This window comes from Candidatus Ozemobacteraceae bacterium, assembly GCA_035373905.1.
GTDB lineage: Bacteria > Muiribacteriota > Ozemobacteria > Ozemobacterales > Ozemobacteraceae > MWAR01.
Map to the genome: position 1 here is coordinate 46,823 of DAOSOK010000016.1, position 17,888 is coordinate 64,710.

The window sequence follows — 17,888 nt, forward strand, 5'->3', positions numbered from 1 at the left end:
TTCGTCGCTCCGCCCAACGGAGACAAAGCAGGCCGGTCGCATGCGACCGGCCTGCCGTTTTCGCGAAGGATACGATCAAATCATGTTCTGCAGGAAATACCAGGCGATTAATCCGACCACCACGGTTGCAACCGTCTTGACGATGATCGAAGTGACGACATTATCCTGCGATTCGAAGGGAGTTTTTGTTTCGGAAGTCGAGTTGTTTTTTTCGGATGCCATGATCGTTGTTTCCTTTCTATATCTGTCATACGACAAGAACCATTCGAAACGTGTCGGGAAACTGTGGTGATGACAGGGCGATCAATGATCCGCGCGAGCGAGCCTGACGACAGTCATGCCGCACTCGGGCGGCAGACCATGAATAAAGAGCCAGGGAAAACCGGAACGTTCAGGAAAGATTCTTCCGGTGGTGGGTGGTATGACTGGAGATGGCTGGAAATCACCGGATGAAAGGCATTTAAGAGCTGAGTGTCGCCATTCCGGGCGGATAAAACCGGTATTCTCGCCTTTCTGCACGGGAAGGGCCGAAACCGTGCCTGAAGACTCGTTCTTGAACGATGGCTTCGCGAACGGGTTCCCGGAGAAGGGAACGGCGGGCCCAGCGAACCCCGCGGACGGAATCAGCAGGCCCAGCGCAATAAGGAGGACGAGGATACGTTGCATAAAGAGAACATACAGTTGTTTCCATCGAAATTCAACATGCGGCGGGCAATCCGAGGCGGAAGGGGATCGTTGACAATCGATGAGAAGGTGGGATACTCTCAAACCATGCGTACATCGAGACTTTTATCGCTTTTTCTTGCTTTGCTGATGGTGTTCGGTGCCGGATTTCCGAGCGCGCTTCAGGCGCAGCAGATAGACGATCTCAGCACCCTGGCTGACGATATTCCCGAACCTCCGGGGGCGGGACAGGAACTCCCTTCGCCGGTTCCGATGATCTACGAGTTCGTCGGAGGGATGATGGCGGGCGAGTTCGACAAGTGCCTGGCGAACTTCGACGTGAAGACGTTTCTGGCTCTCATGTTCGACTCGAAGAAGCTCAGATACATGAATCCCTCCGAGTATGGCGAGTTGTATTCCTACCAGCTCCAGTCGCAGAGAAACGAGTTTCGGTTCCTGGCGAAAATCATGTACAGGCTGGCGAAGGATGCGAAGTTCAACTATTCCAATCCCCGATTCCGCGGCAAGACGCAGTGCAAGGTGAACGTCCAACTCCGCACGACGAAGGGGACGTTCGAGTTCGTCGTCTACTGCCGGTTCTTCGGCGAGCGCTGGATCGTGTATGACTACGCCCTGAACGGGAAGCGGTATTCCGAAACCTTCAAGGCCGCCCTCGCAAACGTGAAGATCGATGATTACCTCCGCCAACTCAGGCCCTTCTACGACGAGGACATGCGCTACCGGCAGCTCAGGAGTGACGCGTTCGGGGTCAGCTTGAAAGTGCCGGAATACGTCAATATCCGCGACAAGGTCAGCCCGTCGATTCTGTATTCCATTTCAGGCCTCGACGGCAAGCTGCTGATCCATATCCAGGCGGCGACGTATTCCACCCCGCAGACGCTGAAACAGGTGGCAGCCGAAATCAAGCGCAGCATCATGCCCTTCAAGCCGAAGCTGTATGACCAGTGGCGCACCGACATTGCCGGCGTCGATATCGGCCATATTCTGTTCCGGTTCGTGAAGAACGGAAAGACGCTCTACACGCATATGATAATCATCCCGATGGGGCAGAAGCTTGTCGTCATCAACTTCTATCACAGCTCTCTCCAGTTGATGAAGCACTACTCGACAATCCGCGAAAAGATCTTCGAAAGTCTCAGCCTTCCGAAAATCGAAGCGATGGGCGGCGACCTGAGCATCCCCGCGGAAGACGCGACGCTTCCTTCCGGCGCGGCGCAGCCGAGCGAACTCCCGGAATACGGCGATCAGGCCCCGTCGAGCCCTCCTGTCGAAGAAATTCCGCCGCCGCCGCCGGGTGAAGAGGGAACTCTCGTTCCTGACACCGGATTGCCTCCCGACACGTCCGAGGAACCGCCGCCGCCTCCCTCCGATGAAAACGACGAGGTCCCACCCCCCCCGCCCTCGGATGAAGAAATTCCGCCTCCGCCTCCACCGGCAGACGAGAGCGAGGTTCCGCCTCCGCCCCCACCTGAAGATGGCAGTGAAGTCGCCTCGCCGTCCGATGGGAGCGAACAGTCTCCCGCCGATCTGCATGGCGGCGAGGAGCCCCCTCCACCTCCGCCACCGGATGACAGCGGTGATGTTCCGCCCGCCGACAACGGCTCGGACGTTTCCTTCTGACCCGAATGCCCGAAAAAGAGCCCGCCGGTATCGGCGGGCTCTTTTTGGAAAAAGGCTTCCGAGATTATTCGCCCGGGTCCAGGAGGTCGACCTGAAGTTCCCAATCGTCGAGGAACGTTCCTGACGTCTTCCGGTTCGATATCCTTCCATCGTTTCCGATGGCGGCGCTTACGCCGGCGCCGGCCCCGTCTCCGGTCGTGCCGCCGAGGGAAATCCATCTGCTGAACGGGACCTCGAGCCTGCTCAGGATGGTCGATGTCCGGTTTTCCGGCCCGCTTGCGGCCCTGACTTCGATGATCGCGGTCCCGCTTGCGGATGCGCGAATGCCCTTGATCTCGACGCCCTGACGATGGCGTATGACAGCCGTCTCGGGCCCCCACGGCGTATTCATTGATTCGAGACGCAGCAGGTCGTCGGCGATGAGATGCCAGCCCCCCTCCATGCCGGTGACCGTCCGCGTTTCTGAAAGGGTGTTTCCGTCCTGCCTTGTTTCGAACCGCCCCGTTCCTCCACGCCGGGTGGAGACGCGGAACTCACGCGTCGTCGTCGTTCCGCGCTCACGACGCTTCACCGTGAAACGGAATGTTGCCGGTCTCCTGTCGAGCTGAGACAGGAGCACGGCTGCTTCGTTCACCTCGTCATCGGTATCGGCACCGATGACGACGGCATTGATCGAAGAGACCGATGCGAATCGCATCCGTTCACCGAACATCTGCCGGAGCGTGTCGCAGACTTCATCGGCGCTGCGCGTGCGGATACGGACGACGCGCGTCGCGGATTCTGCCGTCGTGCAGAACAGGAGAAAAGCAATAATAAATAATATATATCTATTGTTTGATATCAATGTCGTTCCTCCCTTCGGGGCTCGTGATGTCGGACGGAATGGCATCGATCGCCCCGGCAGAGCCGTCGCGGCGGTAATCACCGACCGCGATGAATCCCGAAGAGGCGACGCCGACGGCCGAAACGAGCCCGAAAAAGTCCGAGCCGGCCGGTTTGATGGCATACGAAGGGAAGGCGGAGGCGATGGATGGCTCCAGGGGAGCGGGCGACCACTCGACGAGCAGCCTTCGCCGGTCCGAAATGTGATATCGCGGCGACATGACCGCTTCCTGGAGGTTTTTTTCCCCGTGCAGGAGGGCATCGAGGATCAGGACGAGATTGGAAACGATCCGTCCCGCGCCGGCGCCGCCGATCGCGAGAACCGGCTTGCTTCCGCGAAGAACGATCAGGGGCGACTTCGTCGAGATCGGCCCGGCATTTCTCGGATATCCCGCGGGATAGGTGAAATACGATTTCCCGAAATTGGCGAGTTCATTGTTGTAAAAAAAGCCGAGCGGGGAATACTCGCCCGTGCCGAAATGGGTTCCGAGGGTGAGCGTCATGGAGACGATCATGCCGTGACTGTCCCAGACGACGAGATGTGTCGTTTCCCCCGGGGCCTCGTTTGCGGTGGTGGAGGACGGAACGTCGTCTTCCACTGGACGAGGTAGGGGAGTCCTGCTCGGGGCACGAAGGAAACGCCCGGGAGAACCGACGGAATCGGCGAGGGAGCCTGTCATACGGCTCAAAAGTCGTTCGAGCAGGAGGAGCCGGTCGCCGGGGGCAAGCCGGGAACCTGACTGTCGCTCGGCTTCGAAAATCGTCCTGACGCCTGACATGACGGCGATCGACGAGCAGGGCGGGGGAGGTCCGATGAGCGTGTATGACCCCACGGTGATGGAGACCGGCTGAGATACGCGGGGCTCGAAGCTTGATATATCATGAATAGTGTATAACGAACCGCGCGATGACAAGTCCGACAGCAGGAGGCGGGAAAGGGCGCCGGAATAGAGGTCGGATGCACCGTGGGACGCCAGACGTTCGAGGGTGACTGCCAGCGCCGGCTGGCGAAGGATTTCTCCCGCGCGAAGGGGCCTGCCCTCGGGGGCGAAGGTTTTCTGGGCCTGGGGATCCCGGAACAGCCGGAGTTTTTCCTCGATTCTTCTCTCGAGATACGCGGACACTGGAAAACCGTCGTGCGATGCCGATATCGCCGGGGCCAGCACCTCTGCCGGGGACTTCGATCCGTATCTTCGAAGCATGCCAAGCAGGAGTGCCGGTTCGGCCGGCATCCCGATCGTCGATATTCCGTTCAGGCCGGCGGCGGGCTTCCTGCTCGAGGCATCCCACGATTCGTATTTTCCTCCGGGCAGTTTCAGGACGGCGAAGCCGTCACCGCCGATGCCGGAGTTCGAGGGGTCGACGACGGAAAGCATGAATCCTGCGGCGACAGCGGCATCGACGGCGTTGCCGCCGCGGGCGAGCATCTCGAGAGCGGCGCGAGACGCCAGTTCGTGGCCCGTCGATACGGCTCCGTGATGCCCAGTCGCGAGAAATTCTCTCGCTGCCAGAAGATCGCAGGCTGCGAGGAAGAAAAAGAGGAGAAGCGCTGGAGAAAGGCGTTTCATATGAGTTCATATGCCTCGATTTTCTGGGTTTTTCCCTTCACTTCCTTGAACGGAAGCTTCCGTGTCTTGGTTCCGTGTGGTGCGAGATCGCGAACCGATCGTGCCAGAACGATCCGGTGGCCTCCGGTCGTGTGGGCGAGCACGGAGAGGCGGGCGGCAAGATTGACGGGATCACCGATGACGGTGTGATCGAGCCGTTCCCCCGCACCGATGACGCCCGAGAGAACGGAGCCGGTATTCATACCGATTGCCGTATCAAGCAGTATACCTGTTTTGGCCAGCTCGGGCCCGACGTCGCGGGCGACATTCAGAGCGGCCGCCACCGCCGCAGCGCCGCCGCCCATCTCGTCGTGCCTGAACACGAGCATCACCTTGTCGATGATGATTTTGTCGATCTCTCCGCCGTGGCGTGTGACCAGGGCGTCGATGACGCTCAGATGCGCCTGGAGAACGGAAAACACCTCGGCAGCGCCATGGGTGGTGGCGAACTCCTCGAACCCGACGAAGCTCGAAAAGAGGATCGTCACATCGCATGAACGGGGTGTTCGTTTCGCATCGCCGCTTCTGATGACTTCGAGGACGGAGTCGGAGACGAACGACTTCAGAAGCAGACCTTCCTGAAGGCCTTTGGCCATATGATTGAACGCCGTCGCGATCGACCCGAACTCGTCGCATCTCGAGGTGTCGAGCCGGACCGCGAATGTTCCGTCCGAGATCGCGGTGATGCCCCGCTGGAGCTCGGAAAGCGGCAGAAGGAAGAAGACGCCGGCCAGAACCCCGAGAAAAACGGCTCCAGCGACGACTACCGCGAGACCGATTGTCGCGTTCCGGCCGAGACGTTCGATGTTCTCCTCGATCGGTGCCGTGGAACGCTGGCCGGCGATCACACCTCGCAGATGTCGCGCGGGATACACCTCCTGGACGGGATGCCCCGGGTCGCTGGTGATCCGCCTGATGCTCTGCTGCGTCTGGAAGCCGGTGTTCAGAAGCTCGTGAAGGCTTCCGAATCTGTCGCGTTCATCGGCGAACGACGGGGGGGAAATCGTACGCTCGAATTTCAGGCCGCTCATGACCACGGTTCGGTCGCTAGACGGGGCGTGGGTCGATCGTTCGAACAGGTCGCGCAGATACGGCTTGTCGAGCGCGCGACAGCCCCACACCCAGGTGAGATTGATCGTGAGGCCGGGAGCGAATGTCATTTGCGTGTCGAGGGAAAAGTTGGACTCGTGAAGAAACTTGATTTCGAACAGCCGGTCCGTCTGGAAGGCGACGCTAACGTAGGTCGAAAGACCGGCGAGGTTCATGAGGATATCCTGGAAGGTTTCCTGTTTGACGGCTTCTGCAAGTGCGGCGCCTTCGGATTTCCGGTTTTCCAGGATCGTTTGAACGCCGAGAGCGTGGAGCCCCCGAAGGAGCATGTACCGGACGAGCGGGTTATCTTCGATCGTCGAAATGATCTGCGGCGGGGCAACGTCTGAAAAAATGGATTTCAGGCTGTAATTCCTGCCGTCGGAGGCGACGACGAGAATGGTATTCACGACCCAATCGTTGAGAACGTTGAACTCGCGGAGAAATCGTAAAAAATAGTTTTCGATATCGTCAGGATCGTCAGGGATGCCGGCGAATCTGTCGAACTGGACGCGGTGCTTCAACGACCGAAGATAGTTCGAGAAGGAGGCGATGTGCGCCCGTTCCCCTTCGTCGATGTCGACGAGTTCGTCATGGAGATCCCGCTGGAGTGCCGTTTTCTGCCCCATTTCCGATTCGAACATATACCGGTTGATCATCACGCCGGCGCCGGTCAGGGGAAGAAGGGCGACCGCGAGGAAGGCGCCGGGAAGGAGTCGGCGGACGGTGAGCGCGGGGCCGCGCTCGAAGACAATGCGCTCGCCCGCGACGAAGATGCCTGTTGAAGCGAGAAAGATCAGGAACCCGAGAATGCAGACCCTGGAAAACGGCCATGGATCATCGCTCGCAAGCCTGCGGCAGACGAGCAGGCGATATCCCGGGATCGAGTCGGGGGGGGCCGCGCAGACGATATAGGGACCGACTCGGGACGAATCGAACTGCGGAGACCTGAACCGCGGGTTTCCGATGAGAGAGCGTTGGAGAGCCGGGTGGGCTTTCAAAAGGGGGTTCGACAGAACCGGCAGACCGGACGCGAGAGGAAGCATCAGGGCGTAATCTCCCGGAAAATCCCAGTTGCCGACGAGGAGGGCGGGAAGGTGGGCGGAGGCGTCGGGGCCGAGCGTCATCCAGAAAATGACGATCAGATCAGAGGCGGCGCGAGAGTGAAACAGGACGTGGGTGGCGGAGGCCGTTCGCAAATAGAAGCCGTTGTCACGAAGGACCTTGATCGGTTCGATCGGAATGATCAGGCCGAGGCGTTCGTGGAGATACGTGCGAAGGTGCTCGGTCATGCCGGCGGCCGCCCCGTCGAGCGGGATACCGCATTCCTTGTAATGATCGATCTGCGCGAACTCGTCCGCGACGGGATCGAAGACGCCGCCGTGTGCCGATGTAAAAATGCGGATCGGCGCCGTGCCGACCCTGACCACATAGCACTCGTGTGGAGGCAGGACCGGGACGGCGCAACTCGCATGGGCCGCGGAGAAACGGTCCTTCAACTGGTCGTTCGAAAACAGCGCCGGAGGCTTCCCGTCGAGCGCGGCCGCAAGGAGTCGGGCGACGGTTCTGCTCAACTGGCTGGAATTGGAAAACCCTCCGGCGGAACCGTCGATATTCCATCTGATATAGGTGCGCGCCTCTTCGGCGTTCCCGTCCTCCCGGATCTGATGGTTGTATCGGACGGAGAGAACGTATGCGAGCGCAGGCAGGAGAAACAAAATGACGAAGAGAACGAACCGTGCGAGCCGACTTGTCATGCTCCGGTCCTCCTCGCCTCGACCAGCTCTGCTGCGCCCTCATCGGGGAGTTCCTCGAAGAGATATTCCGTGTCGACCAGAGCGGCTGTGGTCCGGTCGAGGATGATTCGGGTGTGACGGCCCGTCTTCGACCGGTTTTCGAGAACCTCCGCACGGCTTCTCGGCTCGCCGATCACGATGAAATCGCGCCGCCGCGCGCCGTCGAGGGTGCCCGCCATCAGATCGCCGCTCGCGATCCCGATTCCGATCCCGTAGGTGAATGCGCCGGCCTCCGCCCGCTGACGATTGATCGCTCGGGTTGCCTCGTTCATCTCGATGGCCGCCGCAACGGCGGGGGAAGCCCCGGAATTCTGATCCGTCGTCAGGAAGACGGCGACGACGGCGTCACCGATGAAACGGTCGATCTGCCCGCCGTGCCTCGCGATGGCGGCCGTCATCGCTTCCATGTGGGTATTCAGCAGGGCGACGATGTCGGCAGGAGGGTGGGATTCGGACATCGTCGTGAACGAGCGTATGTCCGAGACCAGAACGGTTCCCCTGACCGACTGGGCGAGCGGTTTCTCGATGCCCCTGGCAGCGAGGGCTGAATCAATAGCGCCTGATACAAATTTGCCGAGTTCACGCCGCTCGCGAAGACCGGCAATCATCGCGTCGAACGAGGCGGTCATCCGCCCGATCTCATCAGCCCGCGCCATTCCGACGCGCCCGGCCAGGTCGCCGGTCGATACGATCCTGAGCGTGCGTTCGACGGCTTCCAGCGGCGTCACGAGATAATCGGCCGTCAGACGGCCGAGAATGAACGCGATGATGCCGAGAGTGAGTGCGAAGAGCAACAAAAGTCTCTTGCTGCGGGCATCGGCTTCGAAGAGGCCGTCGAGCTGAAAAATGCTTCCGGTGACCATCGGCCCGAGGGTCCGGCAGGGCGCTGCCACGGCGAGCAGATTGCCTCGGCGGAGGATGACCGGCGTGTCGGAAATGGCTGAATGATCCATGCATTCCTGCAGCATCTTTCCGTCGGACGTGTTCCAGTATCCTGAATCCGGCGAAGGATACTCCGCCGTTGCCCCGCCGGGCGTCACTGTGCCGCATGCGTGCCGGGCAGGATGCCTGAGATTGAGGCGGCTGAGTTCGCGTACCAGGAAATTTTTCTGAGTTGTCCGCGTCGAGGAGTGAAACAACACGTAAGCGCTCGGCCTGCCCGCATCGAAGAAAACCTGCGACACGTGCAGACTGATATCCTCGGAGCCTGCAGAACTCATCTGCCCGTATTCCATGAGATTGTAAAAGAGGCTGTTGAAGGCGAGTATGCCGAAACTTTCGAAGATGGTGCGCCAGTTCTTTTGATTTTCGGTATCGAGCATGATCTCCGAATGGGAAAGAGTTCCAAGACCGGAGATGAGCGAATTGTGCGTCAAATTGATAATACCTGCGAAAAAGTCTAGGGTTTCGTCGGAACTGCTCTCGATGCCGCCGCGGGAAAAGGCCCGGCTTTTTTTCCCCGGCCTGAATATCAGCAGGTTTTCCAGGGGCTCGCCGGAAGCCCGAAAGGTTGCAAAACCATCGGATGCCGCCTGTGCGGCTGGGTCGGCCGTGGAGTGTCCCGAAGGCCCCGCCCCCTCATCGGAAGGGGTTCCAAGAATGTTCCGGATGAAGGCGGGGGACGAAAAAACCTTTTGGGCGCACTGGGCGAATTTCGGCAGGCTTTGCCTGCTCTGGATGTCCAGCGAGTTGAGGGTATCCACGGCGGACGTTTCGACGGCGTCGATGGCGCGCTGTGTTTCGGATGAAATCTGGAGATACCCGAAGGTGACGAGCATGCCGAGCGGCAGCGATGCGACGAGCAGGAAGAGGGTCCGGAACATCGTCCTGAGAGAGACCGGGGGCGGTCTTCCCGAAATGCAGATATAGCCGAAAACGAAGCCCCAGAAGCAAATGAAAAGACTGCGATATCCCGTCAGGAGACCGGCGGCCTGTGTTCGAATCTTCGGAACGGGGGCGATCGCAACCATATCGTACGGATATTCGGTGGAAAAATACTCCCTGAATACCAGAAAATCGCCGGAGATGAGAGTTTTTCCCCGTTTCATCCGCGGAATCGAGTCGACGAGGCGGCGGAACGATCGAGGGTGTGTCCGTGCGAACCGGCGCGTCGCGTGCGGCAAAAGAGGCTTCAGGGAGTGTCCTACCCCTGAGACCGGAGCTAGGAGGGGATAATACCTCCTATCGGAAAGGCGGGCGGCACGCTCGAGGGCGTATCGGAGAGGGAACGTCGCCTTCGGCATGCGGTGAGGCCAGACAATCATGACGCCTCCGATGACGTTTTTGCCGTAGTTGATGGTGCGCCACGTCATCATGCCGTCGGTTTCTTCGTAGCGCACCGGGGTGATTCGTCCTTCGCGGCCGGCGATCAGCCGGGGAGGCGACCACGGACCGAAGATCAGGGAATTCTTGGAGGAAACGGCCTTCTGGCGTTTCGGATCGACGATGCCGGATTCGGACGTTTCGCGGTAGAAATCCATCAGATCGGCGAGGAGCTTCCCTTTCATCCGGGGCAGCGTTTTATGAGGGAAGGGGATGAATCGACCGTCGGAAGCGACACCGAAAGAGACGAGAAGCGTACCCGCCGGCCTGTGAAGCGGCGGATACGCTCTGGTGAACGCGGTTTCGGCAACCCGGGTATCGAAAAGAGATTCCGGGCGGGATCTCTTCGCTGATTCGACAATGATGGATTCGAGTCGGGCACCCATCATCTCGAGCTGGGATTCGATTGTCTGGGAAGCTCTGAGGCGATGAAGCCCCTGGCGGGCGAGACGATCCCATTCCTGCCGAATTCTGTCGGCCTGAACCTCGGAAAGATGCCTTTCCGTATAGGTCAGGATGACCAGGATCAGGGCCGACAGAAGAAAAGGAGCGGCAAGAACGAAGATCGCCTTGAGCCTGGAGGCCACTCAGGGCCTCACAGGCTGCCTGGGAAAGAGATCATTTCCGGCCGGGGCGTCCCGCCTTCATTTTCTTGGCCGGAGCCTTCTTTGCAGAGGCCTTCTTGGCCGGAGCTTTCTTTGCCGCAGCCTTCTTGGCGGGGGCCTTCTTGGCCGGAGCCTTTTTGGCGGGGGCTTTCTTGGCCTTCACGGGAGCCGGTTTCTCGGCTTTCTTGCCGGCCTGCTTGTGGGTCTGCGGGAAGAGAGGGGCGTCGTCCTCGTCCTTCGCGGCTTTCTTTTCGGCGGCGTGCTTCTGAACCATCTTGCGAAGCTCGTCGGCGGAGAGGAGACCCTTGCCCTTGTGGGTGACGTGCTCGGCGTAGAAGGGGACGAACAGATCCTGGAGGTTCTTGAAGATCGCTTCGTCCTTCAGTCCCTTGACGGCGCCAAGGACGATCTGGGAGGCGTAGCCGAACGCCAGAGTGAACATGCCGTTCATGATCTCCTGGAACTTTTCTTCACCGGGGATCGTGGCGGGGGCGAACATCGGGCACTTGCGGGCACGCTCGCGAAGCCATTTGTGGAACACGGTCATCAGCTTGCCGGACTGGGCCTGCTCGAAGAACAGAGCCTTGAACAGGTTCGGTTTGTCGCGGCCGAGAATGCACATCGCCATGGCGACGTCGCCGACGATGTTGTTGCCGCGGGGCTTGCGGGCTTCGGTGACGAGGTATTCGAGGGCCGCTTTGATGGTTTCGCTGCGGAGGTCGTTGATGGTGCGGAAGATCCAGAAGATCGGCATCGTGGAACAACCGACTTCGTTGGCAACGCTGACGGCAGTGACCGAAGGAAGACCTTCGCGCTCGAGAACTGCATAGGAACCCTTTAGGATGTCTTCATAACCGAACATGGTACGACGGGGCATCTTTGGTACTCCTGTTTCTAGTGTTTGATCTTGGAGCAAATAATATCCGTTAAGACATTACGTCCGACGAACCAATAATATAGTATGGTTTTAAGAAGCGCAAGGGGGAAATTAAAAATAATTAAAAAAATATTTGTATCCATCAAATCGCGGGGATGTGTTGCCGCGCCTGTACCGGTTGAAAATGACATTCCGGTCGATTTATGTTACAGTTTTCCCGCGACGGCCGGACTCGATTCCGGCCGGTTCGGTGAAACCGTCGAAAATCGAGGGACTCAACCCTTGAAAAAGGAGCATCACGTGTTTCGTATCGTAGAAAAGGAACAACTGGCGGCGGGCATCTCACGCCTTGTCTTCGAGGCCCCCCTGATCGCGAAGAAGCGGAAAGCCGGCAACTTCGTCATGCTGCGCGTCATGGAGGGCGGTGAGCGCATTCCGATCACGATCGCCGATTCCGACCCGGTGAAGGGGACCATCACGCTGTACGTCCAGGCGGTCGGAAAGACGACGAAGATGTTGACGGCGAAAAATGCCGGCGATGAGATTCCGGATCTCGTCGGCCCACTCGGCGAGCCCACCCATATCGAGAATTTCGGTACCGTCGTTTGCATCGGCGGCGGGGTCGGCACGGCCGAAATCTTCCCGATCGCGAAGGCCCTCAGGGATGCCGGCAATCACGTCATCGGCATCGTCGGAGCCCGTAACAAGGACCTGATCATTCTCGAACGAGAAATGCGGTCTATATGTAATGAATATTATATTACAACCGACGACGGCTCCGCGGGAATGAAGGGGTTCGTCTCCGACCGCCTCAAGCAGATCATCGACGGCGGGACGAAGGTCAGCTGCGTCTACGCGGTCGGCCCGATCCCGATGATGAAGGTCTGTTCGAACGTAACGAAACCCTACGGTATCAAAACCTACGTCAGCCTGAACCCGCTCATGGTGGACGGCACGGGGATGTGCGGCGGCTGCCGCGTCACGGTCGGTGGAAAGATGAAATTCGCCTGCGTCGACGGCCCCGAATTCGACGGCCACCAGGTCGATTTCGATGAACTGATCATGCGCAATCGCACCTACGGCGACCTCGAGAAAAAGTCGTTGTCCGATCACGAATGCAGGCTGCAGAAAGCGGCCGACGTCATGTCCGGAGGCAAATGACCATGTCAGCGAACACTCTCACTCCTCAGCAGCGAATGGCTCTTCCCCGGCAGAAACCCCTCGAACAGGACCCCAAAGCTCGCAGTCGCAACTTCCAGGAAGTCTGCTTCGGCTTCGACGAGACGCGCGCCCGCGAAGAGGCGAACCGCTGCCTCGAGTGCAAAAATGCCCTGTGCGTGAAGGGCTGCCCTGTCGGTGTGAATATTCCCGCCTTTATCTCGAAAATCGTCGAGAAAGACTATGTCGGTGCGGTACAGAAAATCCGCGAACAGAATTACCTTCCGGCGGTCTGCGGCCGGGTCTGCCCTCAGGAAATGCAGTGCGAAGCCCAATGCGTGCTCGGGAAGAAGCATGAGCCCGTGTCGATCGGAAAGCTCGAACGGTTCGTGGCCGATTACGAGATGCAGAACAACCTGTTCAAGAGCCCCGTCATCATGAACCGGCTCGATCGGAAAGTCGCGGTCGTCGGTTCCGGCCCCGCCGGACTGACCTGCGCCGCCGAACTCGCCAAGCTCGGGTATCAGGTGACGGTGTTCGAGGCCCTGCACGCCGTCGGAGGCGTTCTCCGGTACGGTATCCCCGAGTTCCGCCTGCCCAAGACGATCCTAGACACCGAGATGGAGCGCATCAAGGCGCTCGGCGTCAAGGTCGTGCTCAACTTCGTCGTCGGAAGGACCGCGACGCTCGACGAACTGTGCAACGAGATGGGCTATGAAGCCATCTTCCTCGGAACCGGCGCCGGCACCCCCAAGTTCCTCGACATCCCCGGTGAGAGCCTGAGTGGTGTCTACTCGGCCAATGAGTTCCTCACCCGCGTCAACCTCATGAAGGCCTACGGATTCCCCGAGTCCGACACACCGATCAGAATCGGCAAGCGCGTCGCCGTATGCGGCGGCGGCAACACGGCCATGGATGCCGTCAGAACGGCCATGAGGCTTGGGGCGGAAAAGGCGTATCTTGTGTATCGCCGCACCCGCGCCGAGATGCCTGCCCGAGTCGAGGAAATCCACCATGCCGAAGAGGAAGGCATCGAGTTCATGTTCATGACCAATCCCCTCGAAGTGCTGGGGGACGACAAGAACTGGGTCAAGGGCCTCAGGCTTCAGAAGATGGAAATGGGTGAGCCCGATGCCTCGGGGCGCCGCAAGCCGGTTCCCGTCAAGGGTTCCGAATTCGTTCTCGACGTCGAAACCCTCGTCGAGGCCATTGGTCAGGCGCCAAATCCGATCATCCAGGCCACTACGCCGGGCCTGAGCGTGACGAAATGGGGAACCGTCGTCGTCGACGAACGCATGACCACCAGCCGACCCAACGTATACGCCGGCGGCGATCTGATCACCGGCGGCTCGAAGGTCATCCTCGCCATGCAGGACGGCCAGAAGGCGGCTTCCTCGATCCATGAATACCTCCAGGCCCATCCTAAAAAATAATTCATAATATATAACCCGGGCTCGCTCCGGCACGCCATGGCGTGCCATTGCGAGCCCGGGTTTGCGTTCGGGGGAAAATGTTTTGACCGAATCGGGTAATGGTGTTATCATTCGTCCGTCGTTCTCGTGAAAAATGGAACGATCAACAAGGAATCAAGGAACTGGAGGAATTGGTGATGGCTGACAAGTCGTTCAACGCGTTTGAATTGGCCCAGGGACAGTTCGATGACGCTGCCAAGGAAATGGGGCTCGACCAGGGAACCCGTGACCTTCTCCGCAATGTCGACCGGGAATATCATTTCAATATCCCCGTCCACATGGACGACGGATCCGTCAAGGTGTTCCGTGGCTTCCGCTGCCAGCACAACGACGCGCGCGGCCCGTGCAAGGGCGGCATCCGCTTCCATCCGCAGGAAACCATCGACACCATTCGCGCCCTCTCGATGTGGATGACCTGGAAATGTTCCGTGGTCGATATCCCCCTCGGCGGCGGCAAGGGCGGCGTCATCTGCGATCCGCACAACCTGTCGATGCGCGAGCAGGAACAGATCTGCCGCGGCTGGGCCCGCCAGATCGCCCGCAACGTCGGCCCCGTCCAGGACGTACCGGCCCCCGACGTCATGACCACCGGCCAGCACATGATCTGGATCCTCGATGAGTATGAAAGAATCATGAATGGCAAGTTCCCCGGCTTCATCACCGGCAAGCCCGTCGGCGTCGGCGGCTCCCTCGGCCGCACCGAAGCCACCGGCTACGGCGTCATCTACACCGTCCGCGAAGCCATGAAGGAACTCGGAATCGACATCAAGAAGTCCACCTGCTCCATTCAGGGCTCCGGAAACGTCGCCCAGTATGCGGTTGACCAGTTCACCCAGCTTGGCGGCAAGGTCATAGCCATCGCCTGCTGGGACAACCATGACAAGAAAGCCTACACCTATCGTTGCGCCAGCGGCATCGAGTTCAAGAAGCTCATGGACTCCGTCGACAAGTTCGGCACAATCAACCAGGAAAAGGCAAAGGCCTATGGCTGGGAGAAACTCGACGGCGGCGCCTGGATCGAGCAGGACGTCACGGTCCTGATTCCGGCCGCCCAGGAAGGCCAGATCACCGAAGCAAACGTCGGCAAGATCAAGCCCACCGTCAAGATTCTCGCCGAAGCCGCCAACGGCCCCACCGCCAAGGAAGCCGACAAAGTCATCGAGAAGAGCGGCCTCTTCCTGATCCCCGACTTCCTCTGCAACGCCGGCGGCGTCACCTGCAGCTATTTCGAGCAGGTCCAGTGCAACATGAACTACTTCTGGGAGAAGGAAGAAGTCCTCACCAAGCTCGACACCAAGATGACCAACGCCTTCAAGGCCGTCTCGGCCCTTGCCCGCGACAAGAAAGTCTACATGCGCAAGGCCGCCTACATGATCGCGATCGAGCGCGTCGCCAAGTCCTGCAAGCTCCGCGGCTGGGTGTGATCGCACCGTTCCATTCGTAACGACATCGGGGGCTTCGGCCCCCGATGTTTTCGTAGGCGCGCAATACTTGCGCGCCTACGCCGTTCGAGGCATCATTCCGTTTCATGACACCGACCACCGTTCACGTTGCCGAGGCCCTGCGGCACCCCTGGGCCGCGGGCATCATCTTCGCTTTCACCTTCGTCCTCGTCTCGTTCCGCCAGATGCGGCTTCTGCCGATCGGCCGACCGTCCGGAGCCCTTCTGGGCGCTGTTCTCATGGTGCTTTTCGGCGTGATGTCCCCCGAAGAGGCGTATCAGCAGGTGAACTGGGATACGATCTGCCTGCTGCTCGGCATGATGATCGTCGCGGAGCACCTGCGTGATGCGGGCCTGTTCGAGCGGCTGACGCGGCGTCTCGGGGTGATGGGGTCCCCCTTCACACTTCTGGTGACCGTTTCCATCTCGGCGGCCATCCTGTCTGCCTTGCTCGTGAACGACACGATCTGCGTCGTGATGACGCCGCTGGTTCTGGCCGTCTGCGATGCCCGGCGGCTGAATCCCTTTCCATACCTGATGGCGCTGGCGACGAGTTCGAACATCGGCTCGGCGCTCACGCTCACGGGAAACCCGCAGAACATGATCATCGGTACCGTTTCGAAGATGGACTACGGCCGCTTCATCATGCTGATGACTCTGCCCGTGACGATCGCGATGGTGATCAACATCTACCTGCTCTGGTTATACTATCGAAAACGCCTCGTGAACCCCGAAGCCGCCCCTTCGAAGCGGTTCGAGGAAGAGATTCCGCGCACGCGGCGTCTGAGCATCGGCCTTCTCGCCCTTGGAATCGCGTGCGCCGGCTTTTTCGCCGGATACTCGATGGCGTTTTCGGCCCTCGCCGGCGCCGCGCTCGTCATCACCCTCCACCGGAGGGACCCGAAACATATACTCGAACGTATAGAATGGTCCCTGCTGATGTTCTTCGCGTCTCTTTTCGTCGTTATCGGCGGTCTGAAAACGAGCGGCCTGACCGCCCTCGGCACGAACTGGGCGCTGGGTTTCCTGACAGGGAACCTGACGTCGCAGGCCTGGACGTTTTCGGGGGTGACCCTAGTGGGATCGAACCTGTTCTCGAACGTTCCCTTCGTTTTGCTTGCCTCGCAGGCCGTGGGGAAGCTTCCCGCCCAGGAATTGTTCTGGTGCCTTCTCGCATACGTCAGTACCATCGCCGGGAATCTGACGCTGTTCGGATCCGTTGCGAACCTGATCGTCGCCGAGTCCGCGCGGGACAGATGCGAGATCGGTTTCGTCTCCTACGCGAAGTTCGGCGCCGTGTCGACCCTGTTGACCCTGACGACGGGAATCGGCATCCTCGTCGCAATTCTCCAGTACTGAAAATGTCCCGTCTTGTGGTATCCTGACCGCGTCGGCGCTTCGTCGCCGGCACCATAACGTCGCTACACACATAGAGGTGCGTATGTCGAAAACCGTTAAAACCCTGTTTCTGGCCGCTGCGCTCGTATGTCTTCCCACGCTCGTCGCCCCCTCCCGGGCGGCCGCGCACACGGCCGATCACTACAAGATCGCCGTCGGAGCGCCGTTCGCGTTTTTCGATATCGAGGACATCTTCCACCAGCGCTGGGTGAGCACATATCTGAGGGGCAGGCCGATCATCATCCTCACCGGTCACAGATACCAGCGCTACGAGATCCTGAAATGGGCCGAGTCCCTCAAACGCGATTTCGGCGTCACCGGCGCCGCCCACCTCCTGTGGGTCGTGAACCTCGTCAACGTTCCCTGGACGACCAGTCGCGGAACGGTCCTCAACCAGTGGCGAAGCTTCGGAGCCCCGATTCCCGTGCTGACCGACTGGCACGGCACGATCGGAAAGTCGATGCGGATCGACTATAACGTGCCGAATATTATCGCGATCGACGCCGACGGCCGACTCGCGATGCACGAGAAGCATACCTTCACGCCCGAAGTCTACGCCGCCGTCGCGACCCGCCTTCGCGCCCTTGTGACGACAGCCCCCGGGCTCGCCAAGCCCGCGACGCCGACACCGATGGATGCCGCAGTTCAGCCTGTCGCACCGTCCGCGAACGGCGCTCCGGTCTACGCTCCCCCCCCGATGCCCGTGACCGGGCAAAAGGGCGAATCCTACTGAGTGAGTTTGTATACCAGACATAATTCAATATCTGGAAAAGGAGTGTCGAATGTCTCGTTCCCGATGGTTCGTTCTTCTGCTTCTCGTTGCGCTCGCTCTTCCCGCTTCCGCCGAGAAGCCTTTCCGAATCCTGATCTCCGATGACGACGGCATCATGTCCGAGGGGATTCTCGAACTGGCCCGTGCTCTCGAAGACGTGGGCGA

The 17,888-nt window shown here is 59.8% G+C and carries 12 protein-coding genes; 6 read left to right on the plus strand and 6 right to left on the minus strand.

Going from position 1 to position 17,888, the window contains the following annotated elements; translation table 11 throughout:
- Nucleotides 1-75: 75 nt before the first annotated feature.
- Entirely contained in the window at nucleotides 76-222 is a 147-nt protein-coding gene (locus PLU72_09600; protein ID HOT28433.1) for a hypothetical protein, read from the minus strand.
- A 549-nt stretch (nucleotides 223-771) separates the two neighbouring features.
- Between PLU72_09600 and PLU72_09605 the strand changes: the two genes are divergently transcribed.
- Nucleotides 772-2,304 (plus strand): hypothetical protein, encoded by a 1,533-nt coding sequence (locus PLU72_09605; GenBank protein HOT28434.1) that lies wholly within the window; start codon nucleotides 772-774, stop codon nucleotides 2,302-2,304.
- A gap of 64 nt (nucleotides 2,305-2,368) precedes the next feature.
- Here PLU72_09605 and PLU72_09610 read toward each other — a convergent pair whose 3' ends face one another.
- Genes PLU72_09610 through PLU72_09630 form a run of 5 tightly spaced genes read right to left on the minus strand, consistent with a single transcriptional unit; the run spans nucleotide 2,369 to nucleotide 11,482 of the window.
- The gene (locus tag PLU72_09610; protein HOT28435.1) at nucleotides 2,369-3,148 is read right to left on the minus strand and encodes a secretin N-terminal domain-containing protein; all 780 of its coding nucleotides are present in this window, start codon (nucleotides 3,146-3,148) and stop codon (nucleotides 2,369-2,371) included.
- Nucleotides 3,132-4,754 (minus strand): gamma-glutamyltransferase, encoded by a 1,623-nt coding sequence (locus PLU72_09615; GenBank protein ID HOT28436.1) that lies wholly within the window; start codon nucleotides 4,752-4,754, stop codon nucleotides 3,132-3,134. The genes PLU72_09610 and PLU72_09615 overlap by 17 nt, the downstream gene beginning before the upstream one ends.
- Nucleotides 4,751-7,639 carry an adenylate/guanylate cyclase domain-containing protein gene (locus tag PLU72_09620; protein HOT28437.1) on the minus strand — a complete coding sequence of 963 codons (2,889 nt, stop codon included), beginning with the start codon at nucleotides 7,637-7,639 and terminating at the stop codon, nucleotides 4,751-4,753. Before PLU72_09620 ends, PLU72_09615 begins: the two co-directional genes overlap by 4 nt.
- Nucleotides 7,636-10,587 carry an adenylate/guanylate cyclase domain-containing protein gene (locus PLU72_09625; GenBank protein HOT28438.1) on the minus strand — a complete coding sequence of 984 codons (2,952 nt, stop codon included), beginning with the start codon at nucleotides 10,585-10,587 and terminating at the stop codon, nucleotides 7,636-7,638. Before PLU72_09625 ends, PLU72_09620 begins: the two co-directional genes overlap by 4 nt.
- Nucleotides 10,588-10,618: 31 nt before the next feature.
- Entirely contained in the window at nucleotides 10,619-11,482 is an 864-nt protein-coding gene (locus PLU72_09630) for a hypothetical protein (GenBank protein ID HOT28439.1), read from the minus strand.
- Between the two features lie 300 nt (nucleotides 11,483-11,782).
- On the opposite strand from PLU72_09630, the gene PLU72_09635 reads away from it, so the two are divergent.
- The 5 genes from PLU72_09635 (at nucleotide 11,783) to PLU72_09655 (ending at nucleotide 17,684) form a co-directional block, all read left to right on the plus strand.
- Nucleotides 11,783-12,643 (plus strand): sulfide/dihydroorotate dehydrogenase-like FAD/NAD-binding protein, encoded by an 861-nt coding sequence (locus PLU72_09635; GenBank protein HOT28440.1) that lies wholly within the window; start codon nucleotides 11,783-11,785, stop codon nucleotides 12,641-12,643.
- A gap of 2 nt (nucleotides 12,644-12,645) precedes the next feature.
- Nucleotides 12,646-14,073, plus strand: a complete 1,428-nt coding sequence (gene gltA, locus PLU72_09640; protein ID HOT28441.1) for an NADPH-dependent glutamate synthase — start codon at nucleotides 12,646-12,648, stop codon at nucleotides 14,071-14,073.
- 176 nt (nucleotides 14,074-14,249) lie between these two features.
- A complete protein-coding gene (locus PLU72_09645; protein ID HOT28442.1) occupies nucleotides 14,250-15,536 on the plus strand; it encodes a Glu/Leu/Phe/Val dehydrogenase in 1,287 nt (428 codons plus the stop codon).
- A gap of 104 nt (nucleotides 15,537-15,640) precedes the next feature.
- Entirely contained in the window at nucleotides 15,641-16,912 is a 1,272-nt protein-coding gene (locus PLU72_09650; protein ID HOT28443.1) for an anion transporter, read from the plus strand.
- Nucleotides 16,913-16,994: 82 nt separating this feature from the next.
- On the plus strand, nucleotides 16,995-17,684 hold the full coding sequence (locus PLU72_09655) for a hypothetical protein (protein ID HOT28444.1): 690 nt from the start codon (nucleotides 16,995-16,997) through the stop codon (nucleotides 17,682-17,684).
- The last annotated feature ends 204 nt before the right edge of the window (nucleotides 17,685-17,888 follow it).